The 26,270-nt window shown below is 61.6% G+C and carries 20 protein-coding genes and 1 tRNA gene; 8 read left to right on the top strand and 13 right to left on the bottom strand.

From position 1 onward, the window contains the following. A partial coding sequence (locus OQZ28_RS04225) for a TonB-dependent receptor (RefSeq protein ID WP_458135228.1) occupies positions 1–1,735 on the top strand: 1,735 nt, incomplete at its 5' end. 18 nt (positions 1,736–1,753) lie between these two features. On the opposite strand, the gene OQZ28_RS04220 is transcribed toward OQZ28_RS04225, so the two are convergent. Further along, on the bottom strand, positions 1,754–3,121 hold the full coding sequence (locus OQZ28_RS04220; RefSeq protein WP_458135227.1) for a lipopolysaccharide biosynthesis protein: 1,368 nt from the start codon (positions 3,119–3,121) through the stop codon (positions 1,754–1,756). Between the two features lie 170 nt (positions 3,122–3,291). Beyond that, positions 3,292–4,542: an O-antigen ligase family protein gene (locus tag OQZ28_RS04215; RefSeq protein ID WP_458135226.1), complete on the bottom strand. Its 1,251-nt coding sequence runs from the start codon at positions 4,540–4,542 to the stop codon at positions 3,292–3,294. A 176-nt stretch (positions 4,543–4,718) separates the two neighbouring features. On the opposite strand from OQZ28_RS04215, the gene OQZ28_RS04210 reads away from it, so the two are divergent. From OQZ28_RS04210 to OQZ28_RS04195, 4 genes are all read left to right on the top strand, one after another. Further along, positions 4,719–4,871, top strand: coding sequence for a hypothetical protein (locus OQZ28_RS04210; RefSeq protein ID WP_458135225.1), 153 nt, complete (start codon positions 4,719–4,721; stop codon positions 4,869–4,871). A gap of 172 nt (positions 4,872–5,043) precedes the next feature. Beyond that, complete coding sequence (locus tag OQZ28_RS04205; protein ID WP_130730496.1) at positions 5,044–6,021, top strand: ribonucleotide-diphosphate reductase subunit beta; 978 nt, start codon at positions 5,044–5,046, stop codon at positions 6,019–6,021. A gap of 84 nt (positions 6,022–6,105) precedes the next feature. Continuing rightward, complete coding sequence (locus tag OQZ28_RS04200) at positions 6,106–6,309, top strand: TOBE domain-containing protein (protein ID WP_458135224.1); 204 nt, start codon at positions 6,106–6,108, stop codon at positions 6,307–6,309. A 75-nt stretch (positions 6,310–6,384) separates the two neighbouring features. Next, positions 6,385–6,555, top strand: coding sequence for a hypothetical protein (locus tag OQZ28_RS04195; RefSeq protein ID WP_458135223.1), 171 nt, complete (start codon positions 6,385–6,387; stop codon positions 6,553–6,555). A gap of 41 nt (positions 6,556–6,596) precedes the next feature. Here the strand turns inward: OQZ28_RS04195 and OQZ28_RS04190 are convergent, their stop codons facing one another. After that, positions 6,597–7,064, bottom strand: coding sequence for a barstar family protein (locus tag OQZ28_RS04190; RefSeq protein ID WP_458135222.1), 468 nt, complete (start codon positions 7,062–7,064; stop codon positions 6,597–6,599). A gap of 408 nt (positions 7,065–7,472) precedes the next feature. Here OQZ28_RS04190 and OQZ28_RS04185 point away from each other — a divergent pair. Beyond that, positions 7,473–7,562 (top strand) — tRNA-Ser (locus OQZ28_RS04185). A gap of 516 nt (positions 7,563–8,078) precedes the next feature. On the opposite strand, the gene bcsA is transcribed toward OQZ28_RS04185, so the two are convergent. The 6 genes from bcsA to dnaE all read right to left on the bottom strand — a co-directional run bounded on the left by bcsA (position 8,079) and on the right by dnaE (position 20,833). Then, positions 8,079–12,671 (bottom strand): UDP-forming cellulose synthase catalytic subunit, encoded by a 4,593-nt coding sequence (gene bcsA, locus OQZ28_RS04180; RefSeq protein ID WP_458135221.1) that lies wholly within the window; start codon positions 12,669–12,671, stop codon positions 8,079–8,081. 492 nt (positions 12,672–13,163) lie between these two features. Then, complete coding sequence (locus OQZ28_RS04175) at positions 13,164–14,507, bottom strand: DEAD/DEAH box helicase (RefSeq protein WP_458135220.1); 1,344 nt, start codon at positions 14,505–14,507, stop codon at positions 13,164–13,166. A gap of 308 nt (positions 14,508–14,815) precedes the next feature. Next, entirely contained in the window at positions 14,816–15,427 is a 612-nt protein-coding gene (locus OQZ28_RS04170; RefSeq protein ID WP_130730502.1) for a nitroreductase family protein, read from the bottom strand. A gap of 26 nt (positions 15,428–15,453) precedes the next feature. Next, entirely contained in the window at positions 15,454–16,068 is a 615-nt protein-coding gene (gene metW, locus OQZ28_RS04165; RefSeq protein WP_078524387.1) for a methionine biosynthesis protein MetW, read from the bottom strand. A 2-nt stretch (positions 16,069–16,070) separates the two neighbouring features. Next, entirely contained in the window at positions 16,071–17,240 is a 1,170-nt protein-coding gene (metX, locus tag OQZ28_RS04160; protein WP_458135219.1) for a homoserine O-acetyltransferase MetX, read from the bottom strand. Positions 17,241–17,398: 158 nt separating this feature from the next. After that, positions 17,399–20,833, bottom strand: coding sequence for a DNA polymerase III subunit alpha (gene dnaE, locus OQZ28_RS04155; protein WP_458135218.1), 3,435 nt, complete (start codon positions 20,831–20,833; stop codon positions 17,399–17,401). Between dnaE and OQZ28_RS04150 the strand changes: the two genes are divergently transcribed. Next, on the top strand, positions 20,810–21,439 hold the full coding sequence (locus OQZ28_RS04150) for a hypothetical protein (protein WP_458135217.1): 630 nt from the start codon (positions 20,810–20,812) through the stop codon (positions 21,437–21,439). The two genes, dnaE and OQZ28_RS04150, sit on opposite strands and share 24 nt — an antisense overlap. A gap of 45 nt (positions 21,440–21,484) precedes the next feature. Further along, complete coding sequence (locus OQZ28_RS04145; RefSeq protein WP_458135216.1) at positions 21,485–22,000, top strand: hypothetical protein; 516 nt, start codon at positions 21,485–21,487, stop codon at positions 21,998–22,000. 20 nt (positions 22,001–22,020) lie between these two features. Here OQZ28_RS04145 and OQZ28_RS04140 read toward each other — a convergent pair whose 3' ends face one another. The 4 genes from OQZ28_RS04140 to proS form a co-directional block, all read right to left on the bottom strand. Continuing rightward, positions 22,021–22,551, bottom strand: coding sequence for a hypothetical protein (locus OQZ28_RS04140; RefSeq protein ID WP_458135215.1), 531 nt, complete (start codon positions 22,549–22,551; stop codon positions 22,021–22,023). Between the two features lie 65 nt (positions 22,552–22,616). Then, positions 22,617–23,327, bottom strand: coding sequence for an ABC transporter ATP-binding protein (locus OQZ28_RS04135; RefSeq protein ID WP_458135214.1), 711 nt, complete (start codon positions 23,325–23,327; stop codon positions 22,617–22,619). Next, entirely contained in the window at positions 23,320–24,564 is a 1,245-nt protein-coding gene (locus OQZ28_RS04130; RefSeq protein WP_458135213.1) for a lipoprotein-releasing ABC transporter permease subunit, read from the bottom strand. Before OQZ28_RS04130 ends, OQZ28_RS04135 begins: the two co-directional genes overlap by 8 nt. 2 nt (positions 24,565–24,566) lie before the next feature. Beyond that, the gene (proS, locus tag OQZ28_RS04125; RefSeq protein ID WP_458135212.1) at positions 24,567–25,889 is read right to left on the bottom strand and encodes a proline--tRNA ligase; all 1,323 of its coding nucleotides are present in this window, start codon (positions 25,887–25,889) and stop codon (positions 24,567–24,569) included. Positions 25,890–26,270: the final 381 nt, after the last annotated feature.

The following is a 26,270-nucleotide window of genomic DNA, read 5'->3' as shown; positions in this document are numbered from 1 at the left end:
ACAACAAGCATCCCAAACCGGGCCTCCATTCAGCATGAAGGCCATCGTGAACCCGTTTCTCAGAAAGGGGTCGTTTTTGGCTGCCTGTCCCCCTTCCGAAGGGGTCACTTTTCCATGCCGCTTAACAACCTATCGCAGCAATGGCGGCGGCTATGGCGCCTCGGGCAGCCTGACGGTGGCGAATGACACGTTCAGCCTGCGCTATAACGCCTCCTACGCGCAGGCGGGCGACTATGAGGGCGGCGGGGATGCGGGGCTTGTGCGCTCGACCAGCTACCTGACCTACAACCATGCCGTGACCTTTGGCGTGCACAAGGGCAACCATCTGCTTGCCCTGACCTTCGGCCAGCAGGACACCCCGCATGAGGGCTTCGCCAACCAGTACATGGACATGACGAACAACCGCTCCACCTTCGTCAACGGCAAGTATCTCGGCACGTTCAACTGGGGCGAGCTCGAGGCGCGTGGCTACTGGCAGCGCGAGGACCACGCCATGGACTTCCTGCCCGACCGCGCCAAGACCACCCACATGCCCATGAACACCAACGCCCGCATGGCAGGCTACAGCATCAAGGCCACCATCCCCCTAGCGGAAGGCCAGACCCTGCGGCTGGGCAGTTCGTTCGACCATTCCGGGCTCAATGACTGGTGGCCGCCGGTTGCGGGCAGCATGATGATGGGGCCGGACACCTATCACAGCATCAATAACGGCCACCGCGACCGGCTGGGCCATTTTGTGGAGTGGGAGGCCGCCTGGACCCCGCGCGTGACCACGCTGCTGGGCTTTCGCAATGATCTGGTCATGATGAATACCGGCCCGGTATCAGGCTATTCATCGACCATGAGCATGATGAACATGGCCAACATCAACGCGGCCAATGCGTTCAACACCACCGACCGGGGCCGGACGGACGTGAACTTCGATGTCACGGCCCTTGTGCGCTGGAAACCACGCCGCGACCTGACCATCGAGGGCGGCTATGCCCGCAAGACCCGCTCGCCCAACCTGTATGAGCGCTATGCCTGGGGGCGCTCGGCCATGGTCACGAGCATGATCAACTGGTTTGGCGATGGCAACGGCTACGTGGGCAACCCCGACCTCAAGCCCGAGGTGGCCAATACCGCCTCCATCACCGCCGACTGGCACGACCCCGATGGCGACCGGTGGGACCTGAAAGTCCAGCCCTACTACACCTACACCCACGACTACATAAACGCCTACCGGCTTGCCAGCGCGGGGCAGTTCTACACGCTGGGCTTTGCCAACCATAATGCCCAGAGCTATGGCATCAACGGCTCGGGCAATTACCGGCTGTGGCAGAATGCCCGCTTTGGCCGGGGCGAGATCGTGGCCAACCTCAACTGGGTGCGCGGGCAGGACCTGACCAATGGCGCGGGGCTGTACCACCAGATGCCCACCAATGGCAGCGTCACGCTGAACGAACGGTGGAAGAACTGGAGCGGCCGGGTCGAGATGACCTTCGTCAAGGCCAAGGACACGGTGGACTGGGTGCGCAACGAACCCCGCACCCCCGGCTATGCCCTGCTGGGGCTGGGCGGGCAGTATCACTGGCGCTACATGACGCTCGATGCCAGCATCGACAACGTCTTGAACCAGAAATACGAACTGCCGCTGGGCGGCTGGTCGCTGGCCGATTACGCCGCCACCGGCAGCCTGCGTGCCCTGCCCGGCATGGGCCGGTCGTTCAATGTGAGCCTGACGGCAAGCTTCTGACAGGATTGGGACGGGTCATCACGCCCCCGTCCCGCCTTTCCCGCCCGGCGTTTCCGCCGTGGCGGGCCGGGCAGGCGCACGCCCCGGGGCCATCTGGCCAAACCAGGCCAGCACCGGGCGGAGGCAGATGCCAAACATGATCAGCCCCGCCACGACGCCTGCCGCCGCCGCCCCCTCAAGCCGCCACAGCCGGGTCATGCCATACACCAGTGGCAGGTAGGTCACGGTGACGATGATGCGGGCACGGAGCACGCGCGAGACCTGCCCGATCACGGTCAGCAGCGGCTCGAGCGGCACGATGCCCAGGCCGAGCACGGCGCTGCCCAGCATGAGCATGATCAGGTGGCGGCCGCCATGCCAGTGTACATGCAGCATCCATGTCAGCAGGATGTTGCCCATCAGCATCGCCACCCCCATGAGAGCGATGGAAAAACCGCCAATCGTCAGGAAAAGCTGCACGGTCACGCGCTTGATGCCGTACCAGTCCTGTTTGTCACGCAGGCGGATGAATTCGGGGTAAAGGGCGGGCACCATAAGTTGGGCCGGCTTGGCGATCCCTTCGCCAATCTGGCGCGAGACGCGATAGACGGCGGCATCGGCCGGCCCAAGCAGGCCGCCTACGAGCAGCGTGCCGAACTGGTTGAAAACCGAACTCAGCACATGGTTGCCACTGGTGGAAAGGGTGAAGCGCCAGATGCCCGGCGCATCGCCCTCCGCCAGGCGGGCAAACGGGTTGAAGCGGATGCCCCCCGCCAGCCGCAGCTGCAAAAGGCCCAGCACGGTGCTGGTGGTGAACATGGCCAGTTGCGTCATGCTCCACACCAGCAGGTAATAATCCAGCCCCATATGGTACATGAAGCCCAGACCCGACCCCACGGTGCGCACCAGCGTGCCCGACAGGTCAACCAGCATGTTCAGCCAGAAGGTATTGCACAGCCGGAACACCCCTGCCGACCATGAAAAATTCATGAACGCGATGGTGGTCATATACACCATCGCCTCCCCCTGGTCGGCCGCGGGCCAGCCCATGGCGGTGCCGAACAGCGCCACCCCCAGCGTGCCCACCAGCCAGCCAACCCCGCCACTGAGGTAATCGGCCCGCACACAGAACGCCAGCACGCGCGAGAACTGCGCGCGCCTGCCATTGGTGAAGGGATCGGTGCCATAATGCAGCAGCGGCTGCCATGACTGCAGGTGGGTTGCGGTCGAAATCGCGGTGCCGAAGGTCGTGACGAGCATGAGCACGCCAAAGCGCGACAGCCCCAGCGCCCGTACCGCCCAGGCGATGTAGAGGAAGCTGCATATGGCATTGGTCGCGCGCCCTGCAATCAGGAAGCCCGTATTGCCAAAAATACGCTTGAGCGCATCGCCCGATTCACTCGCCATGGGTCACCACACGCACAGATACCCGCGCCCGGCGCAAAGCCGGACACGTTCCTACAGAACAACAGGGGGAAACGATGGCGCAGGCTCCCTTGGTTCAAGAACGGTCGCGGGCCGGAAAGGGCATACGGGCCGACCGCGCGGGGCACTCTAGTGCGCCGAGGCCGCCGGGGCTAGTCCCTGCCGCGCAAGGGTTGCAAATGAGAGGCAGGCGGAACACGGGCCAGCGCCCAGCCTATGGCCATGAACAGCCACCCCGCCGTGGGCTGGGTCAGCAACGAACTCGTCGACTGCAACGGCCACAGCACCACCACGCACGCCACCGCCAGCATCAGCCGTTGCGGATCGCGCGTGGCTGTTGCAGCCCCAAGCCCCCGCCACGCCCGCGCCAGCACGCAGGCGGCGAAGGCTGCAAACAGCACCATGGCCGGCACGCCGCCCATGGTGCCCATGAGCAGGTAGAAATTATGCGGATGCAGGTTGCACCCCACCGCCGCGCCATGCACGCCTTCGCGCACGCCAAGCCCGGGCAGGCCATGAAAATACGCCGGATCGGGGCAGGCATGGCGGAACCCGTCAAACCCCAGCCCGAACCATGGATGCCGCGCGATCATCACGCCCGCGCGGATGAACAGCATGCCATACGGGCTATCGGCAAAGCCCTGCATGTGCGCGACAAAGTTGAGCACCAGCTTGTGGTAGGCCTGGGGCGCCAGCAGCGGCGACAGGGCCACGGCCCCCGCCCCCAGCGCCACCGCCGCACCCACCACGGCCTGCAGGCGGGGCACCAGCAGGCCGCACAGCCCCATGGCCAGCAGCAGGTGCAAAAGCGGCATGCGCTGGGCAATCAGCACCATGGTCACCATCAGCCCCAGCAGCAGCGCTCCGGCCATAAGCCGCCCCCGCGCCCCATCGCGCCGCGCAAGGTCAATGGCCAGCGGGAACAGGCCCGGCAACGCCGTCATGACCAGCGCGTGCCCCGCGCGCGGCGCCCATAACGGGCCGAGCAGCGCGCCATCCGCCCACCGTCCGTACCCCATAAAATTGCGCCCGCACAGATATTGCTGCCAGCACCCCGCCACCAGCCATATCGCCACGGCCCCATAAGCCCGGGCCAGCACCCGGCGCGTGCGCGGATCGGGCAGAACCCAGTGCTGAAGGGCGGCGACAAAGACAAAATACCGCATGAACGCCACGGCCTGCATAACACCATGCCCGGCCAGAAGGGAGGCGAGCACGATCTGCGCCCAGAGCAGTGCCGCCGCCACCACCCAGCCCTGCCGCAGCCAGGTCCATTCCCGCCGCAGCAGGCAGTGGGCCACGAACAGGACTGCCACGGCGGTCATGACAATTTCAGCAGGTGCCAGGGCATAAAGCAGCAGCAGCGGCATGGGGATGACCAGCCCGGTTGCGATCCTGCGCATCCATTGCTCAACCTGATGCATTCACCCTGCCCATCGTGCCCTGTGTCCGTGCCGGTCTATCGCACTGGCATGCGGAAACAAAATGGATTGCATGCCCCCGCCGCGCCACGGGGCATGATGGTGGCCCAAACTCCTGCTGCCCCGCCGCGTTGAGGCGGTATTCACCGGAGGTCACGATGCGCCTGATCCCCTGCCCCCTCGCCATTCTGCTCCTGACCCTGCTGCTTGCCGGCTGTTATGGCCCCGAGCCGAGCCACCATAATGATGGGGGCATACAGGGACCGCACCCCGGCGCCGGCCCCTCGGGGCGCACGGACAGCAGATCCTGATAAAAAATTTTTAAGTGTCGCCTTTTCTTAAAAAAGTGGCGTTCTTTGAAGCTTTTTGAAAAAAGCTTCACCAAAAACTTTTTCAAACGGACAGATGGCTGTTGGCATGAAAGGCAACCGCCCTCTAAACCGTAGACCCATCAAAATTCATGTTGTGGCAAAGGGACGACTCATGAGCAAAGACACACCGAATCTTCTCTCGCCCAGCCCGGTCTACAAGCCCTTCCGCTACCCCTGGGCGTATGAGGCATGGCAGACCCAGCAGCAGTTGCACTGGCTGCCTGAGGAAATTCCCCTCGGCGATGACGTGAAGGACTGGAACAACAACCTGTCCGAAACCGAGCGCTATCTGGTCACCCAGATTTTCCGGCTGTTCACCCAGCAGGATACCGAGGTCGAGAACGCCTATATCGACCTGTACATGCCGCGCTTCAAGCCGACCGAAGTGCGCATGATGCTCTCGGCATTTACGAACATGGAAAGCATCCATCAGGCGGCCTACAGCCACCTACTCGACACCATCGGCATGCCGGAGACGGAATATGCCGCCTTCCTCGAATATGAGGAAATGGCCGCCAAGCACGAGTTCCTCAAGCGCTTCAATATGGACGACCACTACAACACGGCGCTGTCCATGGCCGTGTTCGCGGGCTTTACCGAGGGGCTTCAGCTTTTCGCCTCGTTCGCCATGCTGCTCAACTTCCCGCGCCATAACCTGATGAAGGGCATGGGCCAGGTCGTGACATGGTCGGTGCGCGACGAGAGCCTGCACGTTGAATCCATCACGCGCCTGTTCAAGACCTACATGCAGGAATTCGGCCACCAGATCGACAAGCCCGCCGTGGCTGCCGCCATCCACACCGCCTGCCGCGAGATCGTGACCAACGAGGACCGCTTCATCGACCTCGCCTTCCGCATGGGGCCGGTGCAGGGGCTGAGTGCCGATGAGGTCAAGCAGTATATCCGCTTCATCGCCAACCGCCGCCTGATCGGGCTTGAACTGGCCCCGATCTATGACGTGCCGAGCAATCCGCTGCCGTGGATTGACGAGATGATGAACGCGGTGGAGCACACCAACTTCTTTGAAAACCGTGCCACCGAATACAGCCGCGGTGCTACGCAGGGCACATGGGATGAAGCCTTCGCCTGAGCCCCCTGCGCCGCCAGCAGCCATTTGATTGACACGGCTTATGGGCCTACACCCACCCGTGAAGCCAGCAAGGAGACTGAAACGATGAAAATCAGCGCACGCAACCAGATTGCAGGCAGGATTAGCGGCATTACCAAGGGTGCGACCACGTCGCATGTCACGATTGATGTGGGCGGCAACACCATTACCGCCTCGATTACGAATGAAGCCGTGGCCGACCTGAACCTGAAGGTGGGCGAAAAGGCGACTGCCATCATCAAGGCATCCGATGTGATGGTGGGCGTCTGACCCTCTTGCCCTGTTTCCGGGTCATCCGCAGGGTGGCCCGGCTATCGTTCCTGAGCATGCGCGGGAAACGGGTTCATGTCCTATACACCTGAAGATATTGAACGACTGGCCAGCAAGATCTTTCAGTTACACTACCCGGACCGGCAATGGACCATCGGGGCCGATGCCCGCGCCGCCACGCTGGAAGAGCAGGAACGCTTCCGCATTCTGGCGCATGAACAGTTATCGGGCATGCATCCGTATTAGGTCGGTTTGAAAGGCTGCGCACTGCGCCAGTTCAGGTCAGATTAAACGGACCCGATAACAAGAATCTTGCACGGGAAGCAGGATGTGGAAAGCGCCTGAACCTGTAGAATTGAATGAAACGGCACGGCGGGCCGATCCCATGCTTCACCCTGCTGCACGGGCTGGCTCCATTCCCTGCCTACGGCCTCCAATATTTCCAGAAAGCCCTGTAAGGCGTTTTCTTTTGCTTTGATAAGTATTTTTTCTGCATTTTGGCAAAAGACAACATATTGGCTTCTGTTCATGATCCATGACTGGTCCGTCAGGATGTTCCGAAGTGCATTGAAGTTTTTGCCTGCATAGGGCGGTGCGTGGAATTGTATGTAAATTTCGTTGTAGAATACATCAGGCGTCTGCATTAACGATCCAGATAAAATGATTGGATCATAGCTATTATAAACATCTGCCTGATGGTCTGTTTGGAAAAGCCACGGGGCCTCAATATTGTTCAATGCATATTTTTTAAACATTTTAATTTCTAAAATTACAAGAACATTTTTGACACGGTTTTTCCAAGATAACCTTACGAAATCCTGTCTTTAAATAAAGTAGCCACTCAATACCATAAAAAATATGATACAAAATGACATGCACCAGACATACAGGCGACACATGCCCCCGTTAATATTTCCTCTCATTCAAGGGGAACTGTACATGATCAAGAAGGCCGTTTTCCTGGCGCTGGCCATTCTAAGCGCTGCACTGGTCAGTTATCCCACGATCAGCAATGCACATCGGCTTGCTGGTCCGGTTTCCCTTTTCGATCAGCACTAACGCCTTTCATGGCAGCAATGGCTGCGCACCGGCATGCACGGCGCGGTTTTTTGTGCAGCGTAACCTCTAGACGGCAACAAGATAGCTGGCTAAACAGGGCTTGAGGAGAGGTGGCCGAGCGGTTGAAGGCAGCGGTCTTGAAAACCGCCGTGCGTGTGAGCGTACCGTGGGTTCGAATCCCACCCTCTCCGCCATCCTAGCTATTCACACCACATCAATCTGTTTCATACTGGTCGGGCTTTGGCTGCCGCCAGATCACATGAGGCACGCCCGAGCGCCTGAAACCTGATGGGCATGCAGAATGTCTGAATCAAACATCAGAGGCTGATTGTCCGGATCGGCAACCGGCGTCTCAAAACCTTTTCCCATCCCTGTATGGCACCAGCAGTGAAGGCGGCGATACACCGTCTGCCATTGGCCATACCGCTCAGGCAGGTGCTGCCAATACGCACCTGAATGCGCAGGATCAACAGGCAGCCATTCACGCACAGGCGGGTATCCGCTTCCGCATCACTGAATCTGCCTAGCAGAAAGGGTGCAACAAGCTGCCATTGTGGCGTAATCAACCCGTAACGCTTTATCCCCACTCAAAACGCCATGCATCCAGAAGAATCTGTCTCGCACGAAGCCAGGCTTTTCCCATCCTGTCGTCATGGCAGCACGCGTGGCAAACGGCGTGCTGCCATACAAACTACACCCAAACGGGCCTGTTAGTGCCCCTCCCCCCGCATGCGGGCTTCTTCATCGGCTTTTGCCTGTTCGCGCACCCGGCGTCGCGCCCGTGCGCGCAGCCACATCCACGCGCCCGTGCCCAGCATGACCGCCCCCGTTACGCCGCATAGATACATCAGCAGCGGATGACGCGAGAGGAACCAGTCCACCCACATCCAGAACGGCAGGTGCCCCACGCTATAAGTGGGCGAGGTGCGGTAGGTCGTGAGCTGGCTGCCGTTTTTCAGCACCAGATCGCCCTGTATCTGCGGCAGCACCTTGCTGTCATGCAGGCTGGTCACCAGTTCCTCGATCCGGCCGCCATCATCACCTATCAGCGCCAGGACCGAGCGATGCGCCGCATAGGGCGATTCCGCCCCGATCATGAAAGCCGCTCCCTTGACGGGGGCATCAAGGTTGGCCGTAACACCATTGCGCAGGCCGGCACTATCGCGGTCCTGGAACAGGTACCAGATACCCTGCAGCCCCATGCTCTGCCCAACGGCAAGATGACTGTCATCGATATGGTAGGCCGAACGCGACAGCAGCGCCGCGGCCCCGCCCATCTGCTGCACCGGCGCCAGCAGGATCACATCGCCCGAGGGTGGTTTCTGCGCAACCTGATCCGTGGTGGCCAGTTGCACGCCCGCAACCGGATAGCCCGTAAGCGACCCGAAAAAGCCCATCAGGTCCAGATAGGCGCCAAGCGTATCGTGGTCAGGGGTGCGGGGCAGCACCACCGTGGTCTCGCCCAGATCGGCCATGCGCGAGAACGGGAAACCGATCTCGGCAAAATAGGACAGGTTGGGCAGCATGGTGAAATGCACCCCACGCCGGAAGTCGAGTATGGAATCCGAATCAACCGCCATCTGCACGTCACCGGGGGTGCGGCGGCATGCGCCAAAATCCACCGGGCGGGTATTGAAGCTGAACTGAAGGTCATTCTGCCCGAACAGAAGCCACGGCGGCATGGCGGTGACATGCCCCACGGCCCCGGCATGCTGGGTCACCATCCGCTCCGACCAGGCCCGCCACAGGCTGTTGGGACGGAGCGAATAGCTCTGGATATAATTGTGGTTGAGATGGATATCGAGCCGCGATGCATTGAGGTCCATTACCGCCCCGTCAGGCGCACGGAACCACAGATCCATCAGGAAAGGCAGCTGGTGCCAGGTATACAGGTCTGGCGGCAGGTGAAAGGGCACATGCAGGGGGGCGCCCACAAAACCCGAGGTCTGCAGGTCACTTGCGGCCACGAGTTCGCCCAGCCGCACCGGGCGGTCGGTGGGAATGAACGCGGGCGCGTCATAAGGCTGGCGCGGGCGCAGGCTGACATCCTGCACCACGATGGATGAAACATCGCCCAGCGTATCAGGCGAGAACACCAGCTTGCGCGCCGCGATCTCGACTTCCTTCGCATTGCGCCCGGTCACGACAAGGATGGTGCCCCATTTGTCGGCCGGGTTGGCAATCTCCAGCAGCGTGGGTCCCGCGGGCGGGTGGCCCTGCTCATCAACCGCAAGGTTCTCGCCAATCTCGATGGCGTTCCCGGTATCGGGCAATGCGGATGATACGGGGAAGGAAATCTGGTGCGAACCCGCCATCCGGCCCAGCCACGAGGCCACGAGCCCCGCCCCGCGCAGAACCTCCGGCGCTGGCGTTGCCGCGGGCAGGACAACCGGCACGCGCATCGCCACCCGCAGCGCGGGGTCAAAGAAAGGCGCGGGCAGGCGGGCAAGCGTGCGTTCGGGCGTGATGCGCGCGGTGGTGAGGGTAATGGTGGACTGGTCCGATATCTTGGCCCACAGCACATCATTATACAGGTCGTTACAGTCGCGCCGGTATTCACCCGCGAAGCGGAAGTTGAGCTTGCTGTCCTCGGTAAAGTAGAGCGGGTCTATGGGGAACTCGACCGGCCCGAAGCTCGGGTGCGTGGGGTCGACCCGGATCGTGCCGACATACTGCTCGTTCAGCGTAATGTTGACGGCAGAGGCTTCTGGCAGAAGCGAAGGTGAAATCGCGCCGGACAGGCTCAGCGTCGCGTGCGTGACCACGCGGTTGGCCGGCACCACCACATCAAGCCCCTGGAGCGGGGAGATACCGGTCAGGCTCAGCGGCCCGTTGACCAGCCCCAGGTCGCGAAATGCAATGGTGCGCGTGACCTCGGTATCGGCTATGCGCCCGGCGGCGGCGGCATCCACCGGCTGCGGCACCGGCGGCAGGTCACCGGAATTGCTGTCGCCCCACGGCGTTGCGGATGAGACGCCCGTACGGTCAAAAACCGTGGGGTGCACGGGTTCAGCCGCCATGGCGGGAAGGACCGCCAGCATGAGGGATGCGATCAGCGCGCCCGCGGTGCCACGTATGCTGCTGGCATGGGTGGGGGGCACGATCAGGCTTTTCTTTTCCAGCTTTTCTTCCTCTTTCTTCCCTCCTGCTTCCTCCTCATCCCCGCTATCGCCTGAAGGGCTGATATTCCACAGATATGGCGGCGCAAGCAGCCCCCCGATGCTCTTGATAACCTGATAGATACTGTTAAGCGGCCGGTCTTCCTTGAAGTCGGCCCAGTTATCCCATGCATCACTGCGCCCGAATACCATGCTCACAACCTGCCGTTCCTCTTCCAGCGTCTCGATCTTCCATTGCAGGTGCAGCCACGCGCCGCGCTGGCCCAGGATGCGGGTGGGCACGGACACTTCAATGCCATCCTCGGGGTGGGTATAGCGCAATTCGATATCGACGGGCGTTTCAAGCTTGGTGGGCAGGTTGAGCGTAACGCCCGCCCCGCCAAGCGAGATATCGGTTGTGTGGGCATGGAAGACATCGCCATTTTCAAAACAGATATCAACCGGCAGCTTGACCCGCACGCGCGGCGCATGCCGGATCTGCCGGGTTTCACGCCCCACCGCAATGGAGGCCAGCACCACGATCAGGCTGATGGTGATCCACAGCGTATTGAGCGCGAAGGACTGGAACGCCAGTTTCTCGTGATAGTCGAACACCATGCCGAACAGGCCGCGCACCATGCCGCCAAACAGGACCAGCGCCATGATGACATTGGGGTACACCGCGCTGAAATCAAAGTAGCCGCGCGCCAGCAGGCCGCCCTTGTCGGTCACGTTGAACTGGCCCTTGTGCGGCTGGAGCAGGGTCACGATGGTGATGCGCACCAGGAACAGCGCGAGCGAGGTCTCGTAAATCTCGCTCCAGAAGGAATAGCGCCACCGCCCCTCGATGCGTGAGAGCGTCATGATGGAATGAAAGATATGCGGCAGCGCATAAACCGTAATGCCAAACGGAGAGGCCGCGATGATGTTCTGCCCCAGGAACAGGAACGCCAGCGGCGAGACCAGAAAGGTCACCCTTGGTATGGCAAACAGGAAGTGCGACATGGCGGACAGGTAGCAGAGCCGCTGCTCCCACCGCAGACCGCGGCCGAGCATGGGGTTGTCAAGCCGCATGATCTGGAGCATGCCGCGCGCCCAGCGCACGCGCTGGCCGATATGCAGGATCAGCCGCTCGGTAGCCAGGCCGCCTGCCAGCGGCTGGCGCAGATAGGCGGTGCCCCACCCCTTGCGCTGCATCTTCAGCGCGGTGTGCGCATCTTCCGTGACCGTCTCGGTTGCGAACCCGCCCACGCTGAGCAGGGCCGAGCGACGGATGGCGGCGCATGAACCACAGAAGAAGGTGGCATCCCAGAAATCATTGCCGTCCTGCACCAGGCCATAGAACATGTTGCCCTCGGGCGGCACGTCATAGCCTGCGGCCAGATTGCGCTGGAACGGATCGGGGGAATAGAAGTGATGCGGTGTCTGGAGCAGGGCCAGCTTGGGGTCAGCCACCATCCAGCCAATGGTCTTGAGCAGGAACGAACGCGTGGGCACGTGGTCACAATCGAAAATGACCACGAATTCGCCTTTCGTGATCTTCATCGCATGGTTGAGATTGCCCGCCTTGGCATGATTGTTCTCGGAGCGGATGATGTAGCCTGCCCCGGATTCCTTGGCGAAATCATGGAACGCCTTGCGCCGCCCGTCATCGAGAATATAGACGTTGAGCTTGCCCTCGGGCCAGTGCAGGTCCATGGCGCCGAGCACGGTGGAACGCACCAGTTCCAGATCCTCGTTATAGGAGGGGACGTACACATCGACCATCGGCCAGTCATCAAGGTTGTCAGGCAGGCGGTGGGGCTTGCGGTGGAGCGGCCACGACATCTGGAAATAGCTCAGGCACAGGGTCGAGAGCGCATACCCCTCCGCCAGCAGGAGTGCGACTGACAGCACGCTCTGGAGCACGCTGCCAAACTGCACCGTGCTGCCCAGCCGCCAGATCAGGTAACGGAAGGAGACAAACAGCGACAGCATCATGAGGATGCAGGTAATATGCCGCCCCGGCCTGCGGTTGAGAAAAAAGAACAGCCCCACCGTGCCAATGGAAATACAACCCTGCTGCATGGGCGTGACGCTAACGCCGCCTACCGAGCCGCAGATGAGCGCGCCACCTGCCATGAGCAGGAAGATCAGCCCCCTCTGCACGGCGGGCGTGGCCATCAATGCCGCCCCGCCCCACTTCAGCCATAATTCCCTGAACATGATTAACAACCAGATTACCCGAACATAAAGCCCTACAATACGTATATGCATGCCCAGGGGCGCGCCGGAGCCCCCGCGGGCAACAGCTTGCCCCCCTGCGCCATGGCTGCGCCCTGTTCCCTATAATCGATGGCTCCACAAAAAAAGAATGTGCCTGTTAGGTTTTTCTTAACGAGCCGGAACAGTAAATGAGCCGCCCACATCACTGCAAGATATTATCTGGTTTTTCCACTTATTTCACAAGCGGATGGCACAGACACGCCGCGCTGTTTATTTTGCCAGTACAAATATTGCAATATGCGGAAGACATGCCTGCATTGGGCCCGATTTATAACTTTATTTAATTATTTCACATTAATTAATTCTAAATAATACACATCCAGACCTGTACCACATCATGCAAAAAGGCGCCCGACCAGAGGCCGGGCGCCTTTTTTCAATCATGCCAGCTGCCGTGGCCCATCTGCACATGCAAGGCGGGCCAAGGCCAGGTCAGACCGCGCGGCGGCCGCCACCACCACCGCCGGAGCGGTTGCCACCGGGGCGACCACCCCGGCCACCTGCAGGCGGACGACCACCACCGGCCGGACGACCGCCGCCACCGGGGCGACCGCCACCAGGGCGACCACCGCCACCGCCACGCCCACGGCCACCACCACCAAGCACGGGCGGACGCATGGTCGAGTTCTCGGCGGCTTCCGAATGGTACGGATGCTCGGACACGACGGGGATCTTCTTGCCGATATTCTTTTCAATATCACGCAGCCAAGCACGCTGCTCGGCATCGCACAGCGAGACCGCCCAGCCCTCGCGCCCCGCGCGCGCCGTGCGCCCGATGCGGTGCACATAGCTCTCGGGCACGTTGGGCAGGTCGTAGTTGAACACGTGAGTCACGTCATCCACGTCGATGCCACGGGCCGCGATATCGGTCGCCACCAGCACCTTCACATTGCCCGAACGGAAGCCCGACATGGCGCGTTCACGCGCGCCCTGCGACTTGTTGCCATGAATGGCCTCGGCGGTGATGCCGTGCTCGTTGAGGAAGGTCGCAACCTTGTTGGCCTCGTGCTTCATCAGCGTGAACACCACGGCGCGCTCGACCTTGGGCGAGTCAACCAGCAGCTTCAGCGCCTCGCGCTTGTTGCCGGTATCGACAAACATCACGGCCTGGCGGATGCGGTCCACCGTGCTCGACGGCGGGGTCACCTGCACGGTGGCCGGGTCGCGCAGCAGGCCGTGCGCCAGATCCGATATGGTCTTGGGCATGGTGGCCGAGAACAGCAGGGTCTGGCGGTCGGTGGGCAGGGCGGCAACAATCTTGCGGATATCGCGCACGAAGCCCATGTCGAGCATACGGTCGGCTTCATCGAGCACCAGCACTTCAAGGCCGGACAGATCGACATGGCCCTGGCCCATCAGGTCAAGCAGGCGGCCGGGGGCGGCGACGAGCACGTCCACGCCACGGCGCAGCGCCTCGATCTGGCGCCCCTGCCCCACGCCGCCGAACACGACAGCATGGCTAAAGCGCATGTGGCGGGCATAGGATGCGAAGCTCTCCCCGATCTGGGAGGCCAGCTCACGCGTGGGGGCCAGCACCAGGGCGCGCGCGCCCTTGGGGTGCGCACGGCCCTTCTCACGGAAAAGACGGTCAAGGATGGGCAGCGCGAAGGCTGCGGTCTTGCCCGTGCCGGTCTGGGCCAGCCCAAGCAGGTCGCGCCCTTCAAGCAGGTAGGGAACGGCGCCGGCCTGGATGGGGGTGGGCGTGGCGTAGCCTTCCTCGTCCAGTGCCCGCAGCAGGGGCTCTGCAAGATGAAGATCGGCAAACGTCGTTGTCATGAATGGCGCCTCCTGGCGCAAAAAAACGGGGCAGCGACCCACTGGGGGCGCTGCGTGCCCGGGTGGCGAACCGACAGGTGAATCCGAAACCGGCCCCCATGTGCATGGAGGCGCTCGTTCTGTCGTCGCAAGGATATCATGTAAGGGATAAAGGCCGGTCCAGTCTGCTTATGGTCGTGTCCCCCGCGTCAAGGACACGTGCAATCTAGCCAGCACGGGGAACAGGCGCGGTCCGTTCCCGAGCGTGATGCTGTATCGCGTTGCGGGCCCGACCGCAAGCTTTTAATGCGCGTGGCCTGCGCCCGGCTTCAGCGCGGGGGAAAGCGGTCGGTCAGGATGACCTCGCTGTCGGGCAGCTTGCCCACGCGGGGGCGCGCCTCCTGCGTGCCTTTGCCAATGACCACGAACATCGCCACCACATGGTTGGGCGGCAGGTTGACCAGTTTGCCCACGGCCTCGTAATCAAAGCCATCCATGGGGCAGGACTGGTAGCCCATGGCGGTGGCAGCGAGCATGAGCGTCTGGGCGGCAAGGCCGCAGCTGCGCATGGTCTCGTCCTGCTGCACCCATTCGCGGCCTTCATAATAGCGGGTAATCGTGTCCGCCATCTGCTGCCTGACCGCATCGGGCGCGCCGCTGAAGTAGCGGGCGGGGTCTTCCTTCCATGCATCGCGGTCGGCACACAGCACAATCAGCACAGAAGCATCGGTCACGTGCGGCTGGTCCCATGCCACCTTGCGCAGTTCGCGCCGCAGGGCGGGGTCTTTCACCACCACGAAACGGCAGTGCTGGACATTGAACGCCGAGGGCGCCATGCGGGCCGCCGAGAGCAGGGTGCGCAGTTCGGCATCGCTGATCCGGTGGTCGGGATCATAGGCGCGGATGGCGCGCCGGGTGCGAATGGCTTCGAGTGTATCCATGGTCGGGTCTCCCCATCGTGGCGCGTTCAGGGGCGTGGGCCATCCTTGCGCCGCAGCAGGAACAGCGCCTGTTCGCCAAACAGGTTGGCCAGCCGGATCGAGCGCCGCCACGGTGCGCGCTCGCCGTCCTCATCAACGGCCATCCATTGCTGCACACCATAACCCTCATCGCGGCACAGCGTCAAAAAGTCGAGAATGGTGCATGGGTGGATGTTGGGCGTGTCATACCACGGCCTGCTCCACACGCTGGTCATGGGCATGCGCCCGCGCGTGAGCAGTTGCAGCCGCAGCCGCCAGTGCCCGAAATTGGGGAAGGAGACGATGGCATACCGCCCGATGCGCAGCATCTGGCGCAGCACCTCGCGCGGGCGCTCGACGGCCTGGAGCGTGCGCTGCAGCACCACGTAGTCAAAGGCGTTATCGGGGTAATGGGCCAGGTCATGATCCGCATCGCCATGCATGACCGGCAGGCCGTGGGCGACGGAGCGGGTGACTTCCTTCATGTCGATTTCGATGCCACGCGCATCACAGCCGCTATTGCGGAACAGGTAGTCCAGCAGCGCGCCATCGCCGCTGCCCACGTCAAGCACGCGGGTGCGGGGGCGGATCATGCCGGCGATGAGTCGCTGGTCAAGGCGCATGGTCAGGCAATCCCGGCATGTTCGGCGGCTCCGCACAGGAAGCCACGGATGGTACGGTCAAAATCCGGTTCATCAAGCAAAAACGCATCATGGCCCTTGTCGCTCTCGATCTCGACAAACGACACATTGGCCGCCACCCGGTTGAGCGCGCGGGCCAGCAGCCGCGACTGCGAGGTGGGGAACAGCCAGTCGGATGAAAACGACACGATGCAAAAGCGCGTGCGCGTGCCCGCAAACGGGTGCGACATATCGCCATCATGCTCGGCGCCGAGGTCGAAATAATCCATGGCGCGGGTGATGGTGAGATAGGAATTGGCGTCAAACCGCCGCACGAAGGTCGAGCCCTGGTGGCGCAGGTAGCTTTCCACCTCGAACATCTCGCCAAACAGCGAGCCCGGCCCCCCTGCCCCGCCCTTGCCCGGCTCATGGCGCACGCGGCGGCCGAATTTGCGGGTCAGCGCCGCCTCGGAAAGGTAGGTGATGTGCGCCATCATCCGCGCCACCGCCAGCCCGCGCGCCGGGATCTCGCCGCATTCCCAATACCGCCCGCCATGCCATTGCGGGTCAGCGAAGATGGCCTGGCGGCTGACCTCGTTGAACGCGATGTTCTGGGCCGAATGGAACGGGCTTGTGGCGATGGGCATGGCGGCGAACACGCATTCGGGGTAGGTCGCGGTCCATTCGAGCACCTGCATGCCGCCCATCGAGCCGCCTACGACCGCCAGCAGGCGGGTAATGCCCAGATGCTCGACCAGCAGCTTCTGCGCGCGCACCATGTCGCGGATGGTGATGGGGGGGAAGTCGGTGCCCCACGGCTCCTGCGTGCCATCGGGCAGCGTGCGCGGGCTGCGCGGCCCGGTGGTGCCCATGCAGCCGCCCAGCACGTTGCTACAGATGACAAAGAAGCGGTCGGTATCGATTGGCAGCCCGGGGCCGACCATGCGGCTCCACCAGCCGGGCTTGCCGGTGAGCGGATGCGGGTCGGCCACGTACTGGTCGCCCGTCAGCGCGTGGCAGACCACGATGGCATTGTCGCGGGCGGGCGAGAGCGTGCCATAGGTGCGGTAGGCCACATCAACCGGGGCGAGATGGAAGCCGCAGTCAAGCGGCAGGCCCTCGGCAAAGGTCACGCTCTGGTGCGACAGGCTGGTGGCGGGAATGGCGTTGTCCATTCTGTATCCGGCGTTGCATGAACAGGGATGATGCGCAAAAGGCAGCCCCTGCGTATGGCACCCCTGCCCTGAGCTTGCAAGGTTCATGCCCACACGACAAGGCGATGGGCCGCCCCGGAGCATTCTGCATTTATTTATACGTTATCAATGAGTAACATTTAAAACTGCTCGACCTTGCCCACCCCTTCAATGGCCTTGATCATCTGCGCCACGCGCGGGGTCACGCGGTAGCGCTCGGCCAGGGTCAGTTCCACATCCTGTGTTGCGGCGACCGAGGGCATCAGGATCACCCGCCCCCGCCCGCTGCCGTGGCCAAGCAGCACGTCGCGGATCGGCTCGATGGCCTCGGCCTGATCGAACCAGATGCGCAGTTCCGCCGCCGCCTCCGCCGCCGCCTGTTCAAGCTCCATCACGTCGGATGCGGTAATGCGCAGCGCCTCGCCTTCCAGCTTGAGGTCGGCCGTGACCACCACGGCATTGCCTGCCACCAGAATTTCACGCGCGCGCGACAGCACCTCGGAAAAGAACGTGACCTCGCACCCGCCCGATGCATCTGACAGGCGCACCCACGCCATCTTGTTGCCCGTGCGCGTGGGGCGCTCCTTGCGGTCGACCACGCAGCCCGCGATCTTGACGCGCCCGATCCCGGCCTGTGCCGCAGCCTCCAGCCCCGTGGCGCGGATTGCGCCCAGCCTGCGCATGAGCGGGCCGTAGGAATCCAGCGGGTGACCGGTCAGGTGAAAGCCGATGGCGTCCGCCTCCATGTTCAGCCGCTCGAATTCCGGCCAGTCCGCACAGCGCGGCAGGCGCAGCGGCTCGCGCTGGGCGGGTGCCCCACCGCCGCCGCCAAACAGGCCGATCTGTCCGCTTGCCGCCTCCTGCGCATTAGCCTGCGCGCGGCGCATCACGGTCTCGGCCGCGCCGCAGGCCTGCGCGCGGTTGGGCAGGATGGTGTCGAACGCGCCCGCGCGGGCCAGGTTTTCAAGCTGCATCTTGTTGACCTGCCTGGGGTCAAGGCGGGCGGCCAGATCCTCAAGGTCGGTAAAGGGTCTGTTGCCACGCACCGCCACCAGCGACTGCATGGCCCCCAGCCCCACTTTTTTTATTGCCGCCAGCGCGTAGCGGATGCCGTATGTCGCGCCATCGGGCAGTTTTTCCACCGTAAAGTCGGCACCGGACGCATTGATGTCGGGCGGCAGGAGCGCAATGCCCAGCCGGTCAGCCTCCTGCCGCAGGCCGGCCAGCTTGTCGGTCTTTTCACGCGCAAGCGACATGCAGGCCGCAATAAAGGCCACGGGGTGGTTCGCCTTCATCCACGCGGTCTGGTACGATACCAGCGCATAGGCTGCGGCGTGCGATTTGTTGAAGCCATAATCAGCAAACTTGGCCATGAGGTCGAATACCTCGGCAGCCTTGTCCTGCTCGATGCCGCGCTTCATCGCCCCTTCGGTAAAGATCTCGCGCTGGCGGTCCATCTCGGCGCGGATCTTCTTGCCCATGGCGCGGCGCAGCAGGTCGGCCCCGCCAAGGCTGTAGCCCGCCATCTTCTGGGCAATCTGCATGACCTGTTCCTGATAGACCATGATGCCATAGGTCTCTTCAAGGATGTCGCGGATTTCCTCGTGCGGCGGCTCCCATGCCTCGCCATGCTTGCGCCGGCAGTAATCAGGGATGTTGGCCATCGGGCCGGGGCGGTACAGGGCCACGGCGGCGATCAGGTCTTCCAGCCGGGTCGGGCGCATCTGCTTGAGCACGTCGCGCATGCCAGCGCCTTCAAACTGGAACACGCCCGCCGTATCGCCTCGCGCCAGCATGTCATAGGTCAGTGCGTCATCCAGCGGCAGGGCGGACAGGTCAACCTCGATGCCCATGCCGTGCAGGAACTGCACCGCGCGTTGCAGGATGGTGAGCGTGGTCAGGCCGAGGAAGTCGAATTTGACCAGCCCCGCCTGCTCCACGAACTTCATGTTATACTGCGTGACCAGCATCTCGCTCTTGGGGTCGCGGTAGAGCGGCACCAGTTCCACCAGTTCGCGGTCACCAATCACGACACCCGCGGCATGGGTGCTGGCGTGGCGGAACAGGCCCTCGAGCTGCTGGCCAATTTCCAGCAGGCGGCGGATGGCCTCGTCCTCGTCGCGCATTTCCTGCAGGCGCGGTTCGCCCTCGATCGCCTGCTTGAGTGTGACCGGCTGGGCGGGGTTGTTGGGGATGAGTTCGGCCACGCGGTTGACCATGCCAAATGGCAGGCCCAGCACGCGCCCCACGTCGCGCACGGCGGCACGCGCCTGCAGCTTACCGAACGTGATGATCTGGGCCACCCGGTCCGGGCCGTATTCACTGCGGACGTAGCTGATGACCTCATCACGCCGGTCCTGACAGAAATCGATATCGAAATCCGGCATCGACACGCGTTCGGGGTTGAGGAAGCGCTCGAACAGCAGGTTGAAGGGAATGGGGTCGATATCGGTAATGGTCAGTGCCCAGGCGGCAAGCGACCCTGCGCCCGAGCCACGGCCCGGCCCTACGGGAATGTCATGCGCCTTGGCCCACTGGATGAAGTCGGCCACGATCATGAAGTAGCCGGGAAATCCCATCTGCGCGATAATATCGAGCTCGAATGCCAGGCGTTCCTCGTATTTCGTGCGCGTCTCGTCATCCACCTCCATGCGCGACAGGCGGTTTTTCAGGCCGGTGATGGCCATGTTGCGCAGGGTTTCATCCTCGGTCTTGCCGGGCTGCACCTTGGGGCACATGGGCAGCAGGGGTTTACGCGTTTCCACCTGGACTGCGCAGCAGCGCGCGATCTCGAGCGTGTTGTCACAGGCCTCGGGCAGGTCGGCAAAGAGTTCGCGCATGACCTCCGGCGGCTTGAACCAGTGCTCGGGCGTAACACGCCAGCGCTCGCGCTCGGCCATGGTGCGGCCCTGGGCAATGCACAAAAGCGCATCATGCGCCTCGTACATGTCGGGCCGGGGGAAGAAGCACTCATTGGTGGCCACCAGCGGCAGGCCCATGCGGTCGGCCATGGCGATCATGCCCGGCTCCACCGCGCGCTCGGCCGCCTGCCCGTGGCGGTGCAGTTCAACCGCCATGTGGCTGCCATAGGCCTCATGCAGGCGGTCCATGAAGCGGGTGGCTTCCTTTTCCTGCCCTTCGGCCAGCATGTGGAACAGCGGGCCACGGCTGCCGCCGGTGAGCAGGAACAGCCCGCCCGCGCGTTCGCATAACTGGTCGAGCGTTACGGTTGGCTCGTCCGTCTCGTGCTGCAAAAAACCTGCCGAGGACAGGAATTGCAGATTGGCCAGCCCCTCCGGGTTGCGCGCCAGCAGCACCAGCGGCTCGGCGGGCATGCCGGGCTTGTCGCTGCGCGACGGGAGTGCGAGCTGGCAGCCGATGATGGGCTGCACGCCTTTCTTGCCGCAATACTGCGAGAATTCGAGCGCGCCAAACATGTTGCCCGTATCGGTTATGGCAACGGCGGGCATGCGCATGTCATGCGCCAGTGCCACCAGTTCAGGCACGCGGATGGCCCCCTGGCTCAGGGAATAGGCGGAGTGGACGCGCAGATGGACAAAATCGGCATGGGACATGCGGCCATTCTACCCCACTCGGGGCGCGATGTGCACTCCCCTGACGCGACCGCAAGGCAGCGAAGGTGGTGCACGGCCAAGGCAGTTGTGGCCATGCGGCAATCCGTTACACAATGCCTTTGGCGGAGAAATCATATTATGAAAACCGAACTTATTGATTCCCTGCCCTGCATTGAAAATGTCAATTCAATCATGAATGCAATGGAACAGGGCAGCGCGCACGACAAGCTGGCCTATATTGCCAAAAATTGCAGCCCTTACACATCACTGGCTTTCTGTGCCCTGCTGTTCCCCTCCATTATCGTGGTGGATGGGTGCTTCCTTCTGGAATATTATTATACTGAAAGCAATTTTCTGGATGCCCGCAAAAACTACAAGAATGATAAAAGAAAAGTTGAAGAAAACATGAACAACACATTTCTTTACGAAGTGTTTGAATGCTTCAGCGGGGACGTTCCTGATATGGTTTTTGAGGAAATAGGCAAGGTTGTCCGGCTTTCATGGGACATGGTTTTAAAACAAACATTTCCTGAACGGGAATTTGCCGTGAAATATTTTCATGATGAACAGGATTATGGTCCCGTTGTCACATTCTGCCAGAAATAACTCTTTAATATTTCTATTCATACTCAATACATAAGGAACAGACACATGAAGGTTTGCAAAAATGGTCTTGATGAAAATATTTTGGAATTATTCACTGCTCCTTTCGATGATCATGATTTTTTCCTGCATGCCACGCATTTTGTCACAGTAGAGCAGGCCCTTGCCACAATCGGCATACTCAACCCGGATTTTTTTGAAATAGACGGCTATATTTTATGGAAAAACTCACAAACTAGACAATACATAGAAGAAAATAGAAAAATAGATGAAGGAAAACCAAGAGGATTCAAGGAAAGACAGCGGATGGAACATTTCCTCAATCTATTTGAAATAGCCGGCCATTTCAAGAAATGGGAAGAATGGCCCCCTTCCCTCACGGATGAAGACGCACGGTATAAAAAAGACATCGAACTGATGGTCATCTTCGCCCACCAGATTGAGAAATACTGGCGCATGGCACTGAACAGGTGTTTTCCTGACAGAAAATTCGAATTTGAAATCTCCGCCGATGGCCTGGAAGGTGAATTGGGCGTGTGCCTGACCTTCTGGCAGGCGCAATAGGCGGGGCATGCGCCGCCCTGTCAGAAAAGCGTCGTAATCCTATGAATGAAATTCATCATCGAGAGCCTGAATTTATTCTCGATGGCTTCCTGTTCCTGCCGTTTCTGCCTTTCCTTCGCAAATTTTACAATGCGGTTGATATCGAGCCCCGGTTCTTTTGCGAAAGGAGGATCACCCTCCAGCCGGAACAGGCCATGCTGCCGGGTGTATTCATCTGTAAAAACAAAGAACTGTGCCTGTTCATGCGTTTTCTTCATATGAAGAAACAGGTCGTTTACATATGTTTCATATAAAATCGACGTAAATTCTTTAATGGCAAGGTTATTATCTTCATACCAGATCGCATGCGCCAGTATGGAACCGTTCCAGTCAATCAGGAAACAGTCATCACAGATGCCGGGCGTGTCGTAACACCTGATCCATTTCAGCGGCAGGTTACGCTCATCATGGCTGATCAGTTCAATATGGAGATATTTATATCGTTCAAAATAACTCATATCCCTTCCCCAGCCCTTTTCCCGCTCATCCTGATACCATGAATCGCATCGCATGTGCGCCGGATGTCCAGCTTCCCGGCCAGGAAAACCACGCCCGCAGAACAACCGGGCGCGTGGGCTCAGGCCACCGCCTGCACCACCGGCACCACCTTTCCATCCCGCAGGGTCACGATGCGGTCCATGCGGCGGGCAAGGTCCATGTTATGGGTCGCGATCAGGGCCGCCACGCCATGCGCGCGCACGGTCACCAGCAGGGCATCGAACACGGCATCGGATGTATGCACATCAAGGTTGCCGGTCGGCTCATCGGCCAGTAGCACATGCGGGCGGTTGGCCAGCGCGCGCGCAATGGCCACGCGCTGCTTCTCCCCGCCCGAAAGCTTGCCCGGCAGGTGGTCCAGCCGGTGGGCCAGGCCAAAATCGGCCAGCAGTTCATCCGCACGCGCCTGTGCCTGCCTGCGTGGCACGCCTGCGATCATCTGCGGGATCATGACATTCTCGCGCGCGGTGAATTCCGCCAGCAGGTGATGGAACTGATAGACAAACCCGATCCGGTCGCGCCGCAGTTCCGTGCGCCCGCCGTCAGGCAACGCGCCGGCATCCTGCCCTGCCAGCAGCACGCAGCCCGCATCGGGTTTCTCCAGCAGGCCCGCCACATGCAGCAGGGTGGACTTGCCGGTGCCTGATGGGGCCACAAGCGCCACGATCTCGCCGCCGCGCAGCGTAAGGTCGGCTCCGCTCAGCACCTCGAGCGTTTCCTCGCCGCTGATATAGCGGCGCACCACGCCATCAAGATGCAGCGGCGGGGCGGTGTTTACGGTGTCATTCATGGCGCAGGGCCTCCACCGGGTCGGTCTTGGCCGCCCGCCATGAGGGGTAGAGTGTTGCCAGCAGCGAGAGCACCAGCGCCATGGCAATCACCTCGATCACCTGCGACCATACCAGCTTGGCGGGCAGGTGCTCGAGGTAATACACCTCGGCATTGAACAGGTCGGTGCCGGTCATGCGCTGGAGCATCTGGCGGATCCGCTCGATGTTGAGGCAGAACACGATGCCCAGACCAGTGCCAACAAACGTGCCCGTTATCCCCACCGAGGCCCCGCACATGAGGAAGATGCGCATGATGGCGCCGCGCGTGGCGCCCAGCGTGCGCAGCACGGCAATATCGGCGCTCTTGTCCTTGACCATCATGATCAGCGAGGAAATGACATTGAAGGCCGCGACAAGGATGATGAGCGTCAGGATCAGGAACATCACGTTCTGCTCCACCTGCACCGCGCCAAAGAAGGCGTTGTTGCTCTGGGTCCAGTCCATCACGCGCACTTCGCCATTCATCGCCTTTTCAATCGCCGTGCGGATGGGGATGACGTTTTCCGCATCCTTCGTCATGACCTGCACCTGCGTCACCTGCCCCGGTAGCTGGAAATAGATCTGGGCGGCATGCAGCGGCAGGAACACGTAGCTGGAATTATAGTCACTCACCCCCGCATCAAAGATCGCCACCACGCGGTAGGCGCGCACGCGCGGCATGGTGCCGAATGCGGTGGCCGCCCCCTGTGGCGAGACAAGGGTGAGCCTGCCGCCCACGGTCAGCCCCGCACGCTCGGCCAGCGTGGTGCCGACAACGATCGTGTCATCGCCGCCAAAATCATCAAGGCTGCCCGCGACAAGGTTGTCGCTCACCTCGTGCAAGCCCACCAGGTCGGCCCGCGTCATGCCGCGCACCAGCCCGCCCGCATTGTAGCTGCCTGAATTGAGCAGCACCTGCGATTCAACCAGAGGCGCTGCCGAGACCACGCCCGGCACGCTCCGCACGCGGCCTGCCACCGCATCATAATCGCTGATGGTGCGGCTCAGGCCGTACACGCTCAGATCACCATTAAGGCCGAGGATGCGGCCCAGCAGGTCGGCCTTGAACCCGTTCATGACCGACATCACGATAATCAGCGTGGCAACGCCAAGCGCGATCCCGACCAGCGAAAAGATCGCGATGATGGAAACGAACCGCTCCCCCCGCCGGGCCCGCAGGTAGCGCCCGGCGATCATCCGCTCGAAGGGACCGAACATGCTCAGCCCTGCAGTTTCGCAATAAGGGCCAGCGCGCCTTCTACCGTCTCCTCGGTGCGCTCGCCGGTGCGGCGGTTCTTGACCTCCACCTTGCCCTCCTTGGCACCCCGCGGGCCAACAATGAGCTGCCACGGGTGGCCCATCAGGTCGGCATCGGCAAACTTGGCGCCTGCGCGCTCGGAGCGGTCATCATACAGCAGGGCGCGGGGCGCTGCGGCGTAAAGCTGCTCGCACAGCGCATCGCACTGGGCATCACCATTCTTGAGATTGATGATGACCGCCTTGAAGGGCGCCACGGATTGAGGCCAGATGATGCCGTTTTCATCATGGCTGGCCTCGATGATGGCCGCGACAAGGCGCGAGACGCCAATGCCGTAGGAGCCCATCTCGGGGTAGAGCGGCGCGCCATCGGGACCGCTGACCGCGATATCCATCGACTGGGTGTATTTGCGCCCGAAGTTGAAGATATGCCCCACCTCGATACCGCGCCCCTCGCGCTGGCGCGCGGCGGGCACCTTGGCCCAGGCTGCCGCATCATGCATCTCGTCGGTCGCGGCATAGAACGAGGTCATGCGCGTGAAGAATTTTTCCAGCGAGGCACGGTCATTGGTGTCCACGTCCTCACCCAGCCAGTCCTGATCCTCGAGCGCGCTGTCAAAGAACACGCCGCTCTCGCCCGTGGGGGCAAGGATGAGGAATTCATGGCTCAGCTCGCCGCCAATCGGTCCGGTATCGGCCCGCATGGGGATGGCGCGCACGCCAAGGCGCTGGAAGGTGCGCAGGTAGGCCAGCATCATGCGGCGATAGGTATCGACCGCCGAGGCCGTATCGAGGTCGAAGCTGTAGCCATCCTTCATGTAGAACTCGCGGCCACGCATCACGCCAAAGCGGGGGCGCACCTCATCGCGGAACTTCCACTGGATCTGGTAGAGAACCTGCGGCAGCTCCTTGTAGGACTTGACCACCTGACCGAAGATATCGGTAATCATTTCCTCATTGGTCGGGCCGAACAGCATGTCGCGCTCGTGGCGGTCGCGGATGCGCAGCATCTCGGGGCCGTAATCATCATACCGGCCCGAGCGCTTCCACAGCTCGGCGGACTGCATGGTGGGCATCAGCACTTCCTGCGCGCCGGCTGCATCCTGCTCCTCGCGCACGATGTTGGCGATGTTCTCGAGCACGCGCAGGCCCGCGGGCAGCCAGGCGTAGATGCCAGCCGATGTCTGGCGAATCATGCCCGCGCGCAGCATGAGCCGGTGCGAGGTGATCTGGGCCTCGGCCGGATTTTCCTTGAGGGTCGGCAGAAAACTGCGGGACAGACGCATATCCGTATGAACCTTGACGTATGAGAACCGATAATGCTGCGGACCCTAGACCAATCGCAACGCCCGTGGAATGGGGCATGTGCGCCGCGCACCCTCCCATTACACTCAGGCGTGATGCAACTGGCCCGCATGGGCGTAAACATCCGCGTGAGCAGGCATGGCCACGCGCCCCTTGCGGGCGTATGGTGCCCCCACAAATCGGGTTGCACGAAAGCCGCCGGGTTTAGGGAAAACGTACCAATAAAAAATGGCAGGAAACGGTCCATCCGTTCCCTGCCATAAATGTTTGCACTGTGGTGCCAGACTTAGGGACCGCCTGAAAAGTCAGCCCGGAAAAACATCCAGAGATCATAAGGAAGTTTTTGGTGAAGCTTTTTTTTC

The organism is Komagataeibacter sp. NFXK3, from assembly GCF_054182245.1.
This window is presented reverse-complemented; position numbering and strand designations above follow the sequence as displayed.

Coding starts and splice junctions, on each gene's coding strand:
- OQZ28_RS04210 (WP_458135225.1), top strand. CDS start 4,719: ATGCGCCTGATCCCCTGCCCCCTCGCCATTCTGCTCCTGACCCTGCTG.
- OQZ28_RS04220 (WP_458135227.1), bottom strand. CDS start 3,121: ATGGCGAGTGAATCGGGCGATGCGCTCAAGCGTATTTTTGGCAATACG.
- metW (WP_078524387.1), bottom strand. CDS start 16,068: ATGCGCCTTGACCAGCGACTCATCGCCGGCATGATCCGCCCCCGCACC.
- OQZ28_RS04135 (WP_458135214.1), bottom strand. CDS start 23,327: ATGAATGACACCGTAAACACCGCCCCGCCGCTGCATCTTGATGGCGTG.
- bcsA (WP_458135221.1), bottom strand. CDS start 12,671: ATGTTCAGGGAATTATGGCTGAAGTGGGGCGGGGCGGCATTGATGGCC.
- OQZ28_RS04130 (WP_458135213.1), bottom strand. CDS start 24,564: ATGTTCGGTCCCTTCGAGCGGATGATCGCCGGGCGCTACCTGCGGGCC.
- OQZ28_RS04200 (WP_458135224.1), top strand. CDS start 6,106: ATGAAAATCAGCGCACGCAACCAGATTGCAGGCAGGATTAGCGGCATT.
- OQZ28_RS04140 (WP_458135215.1), bottom strand. CDS start 22,551: ATGCGATGCGATTCATGGTATCAGGATGAGCGGGAAAAGGGCTGGGGA.
- OQZ28_RS04195 (WP_458135223.1), top strand. CDS start 6,385: ATGTCCTATACACCTGAAGATATTGAACGACTGGCCAGCAAGATCTTT.
- OQZ28_RS04145 (WP_458135216.1), top strand. CDS start 21,485: ATGAAGGTTTGCAAAAATGGTCTTGATGAAAATATTTTGGAATTATTC.
- OQZ28_RS04215 (WP_458135226.1), bottom strand. CDS start 4,542: ATGCGCAGGATCGCAACCGGGCTGGTCATCCCCATGCCGCTGCTGCTG.
- OQZ28_RS04205 (WP_130730496.1), top strand. CDS start 5,044: ATGAGCAAAGACACACCGAATCTTCTCTCGCCCAGCCCGGTCTACAAG.
- proS (WP_458135212.1), bottom strand. CDS start 25,889: ATGCGTCTGTCCCGCAGTTTTCTGCCGACCCTCAAGGAAAATCCGGCC.
- OQZ28_RS04150 (WP_458135217.1), top strand. CDS start 20,810: ATGGACAAAATCGGCATGGGACATGCGGCCATTCTACCCCACTCGGGG.
- metX (WP_458135219.1), bottom strand. CDS start 17,240: ATGGACAACGCCATTCCCGCCACCAGCCTGTCGCACCAGAGCGTGACC.
- dnaE (WP_458135218.1), bottom strand. CDS start 20,833: ATGTCCCATGCCGATTTTGTCCATCTGCGCGTCCACTCCGCCTATTCC.
- OQZ28_RS04175 (WP_458135220.1), bottom strand. CDS start 14,507: ATGACAACGACGTTTGCCGATCTTCATCTTGCAGAGCCCCTGCTGCGG.
- OQZ28_RS04170 (WP_130730502.1), bottom strand. CDS start 15,427: ATGGATACACTCGAAGCCATTCGCACCCGGCGCGCCATCCGCGCCTAT.
- OQZ28_RS04190 (WP_458135222.1), bottom strand. CDS start 7,064: ATGTTTAAAAAATATGCATTGAACAATATTGAGGCCCCGTGGCTTTTC.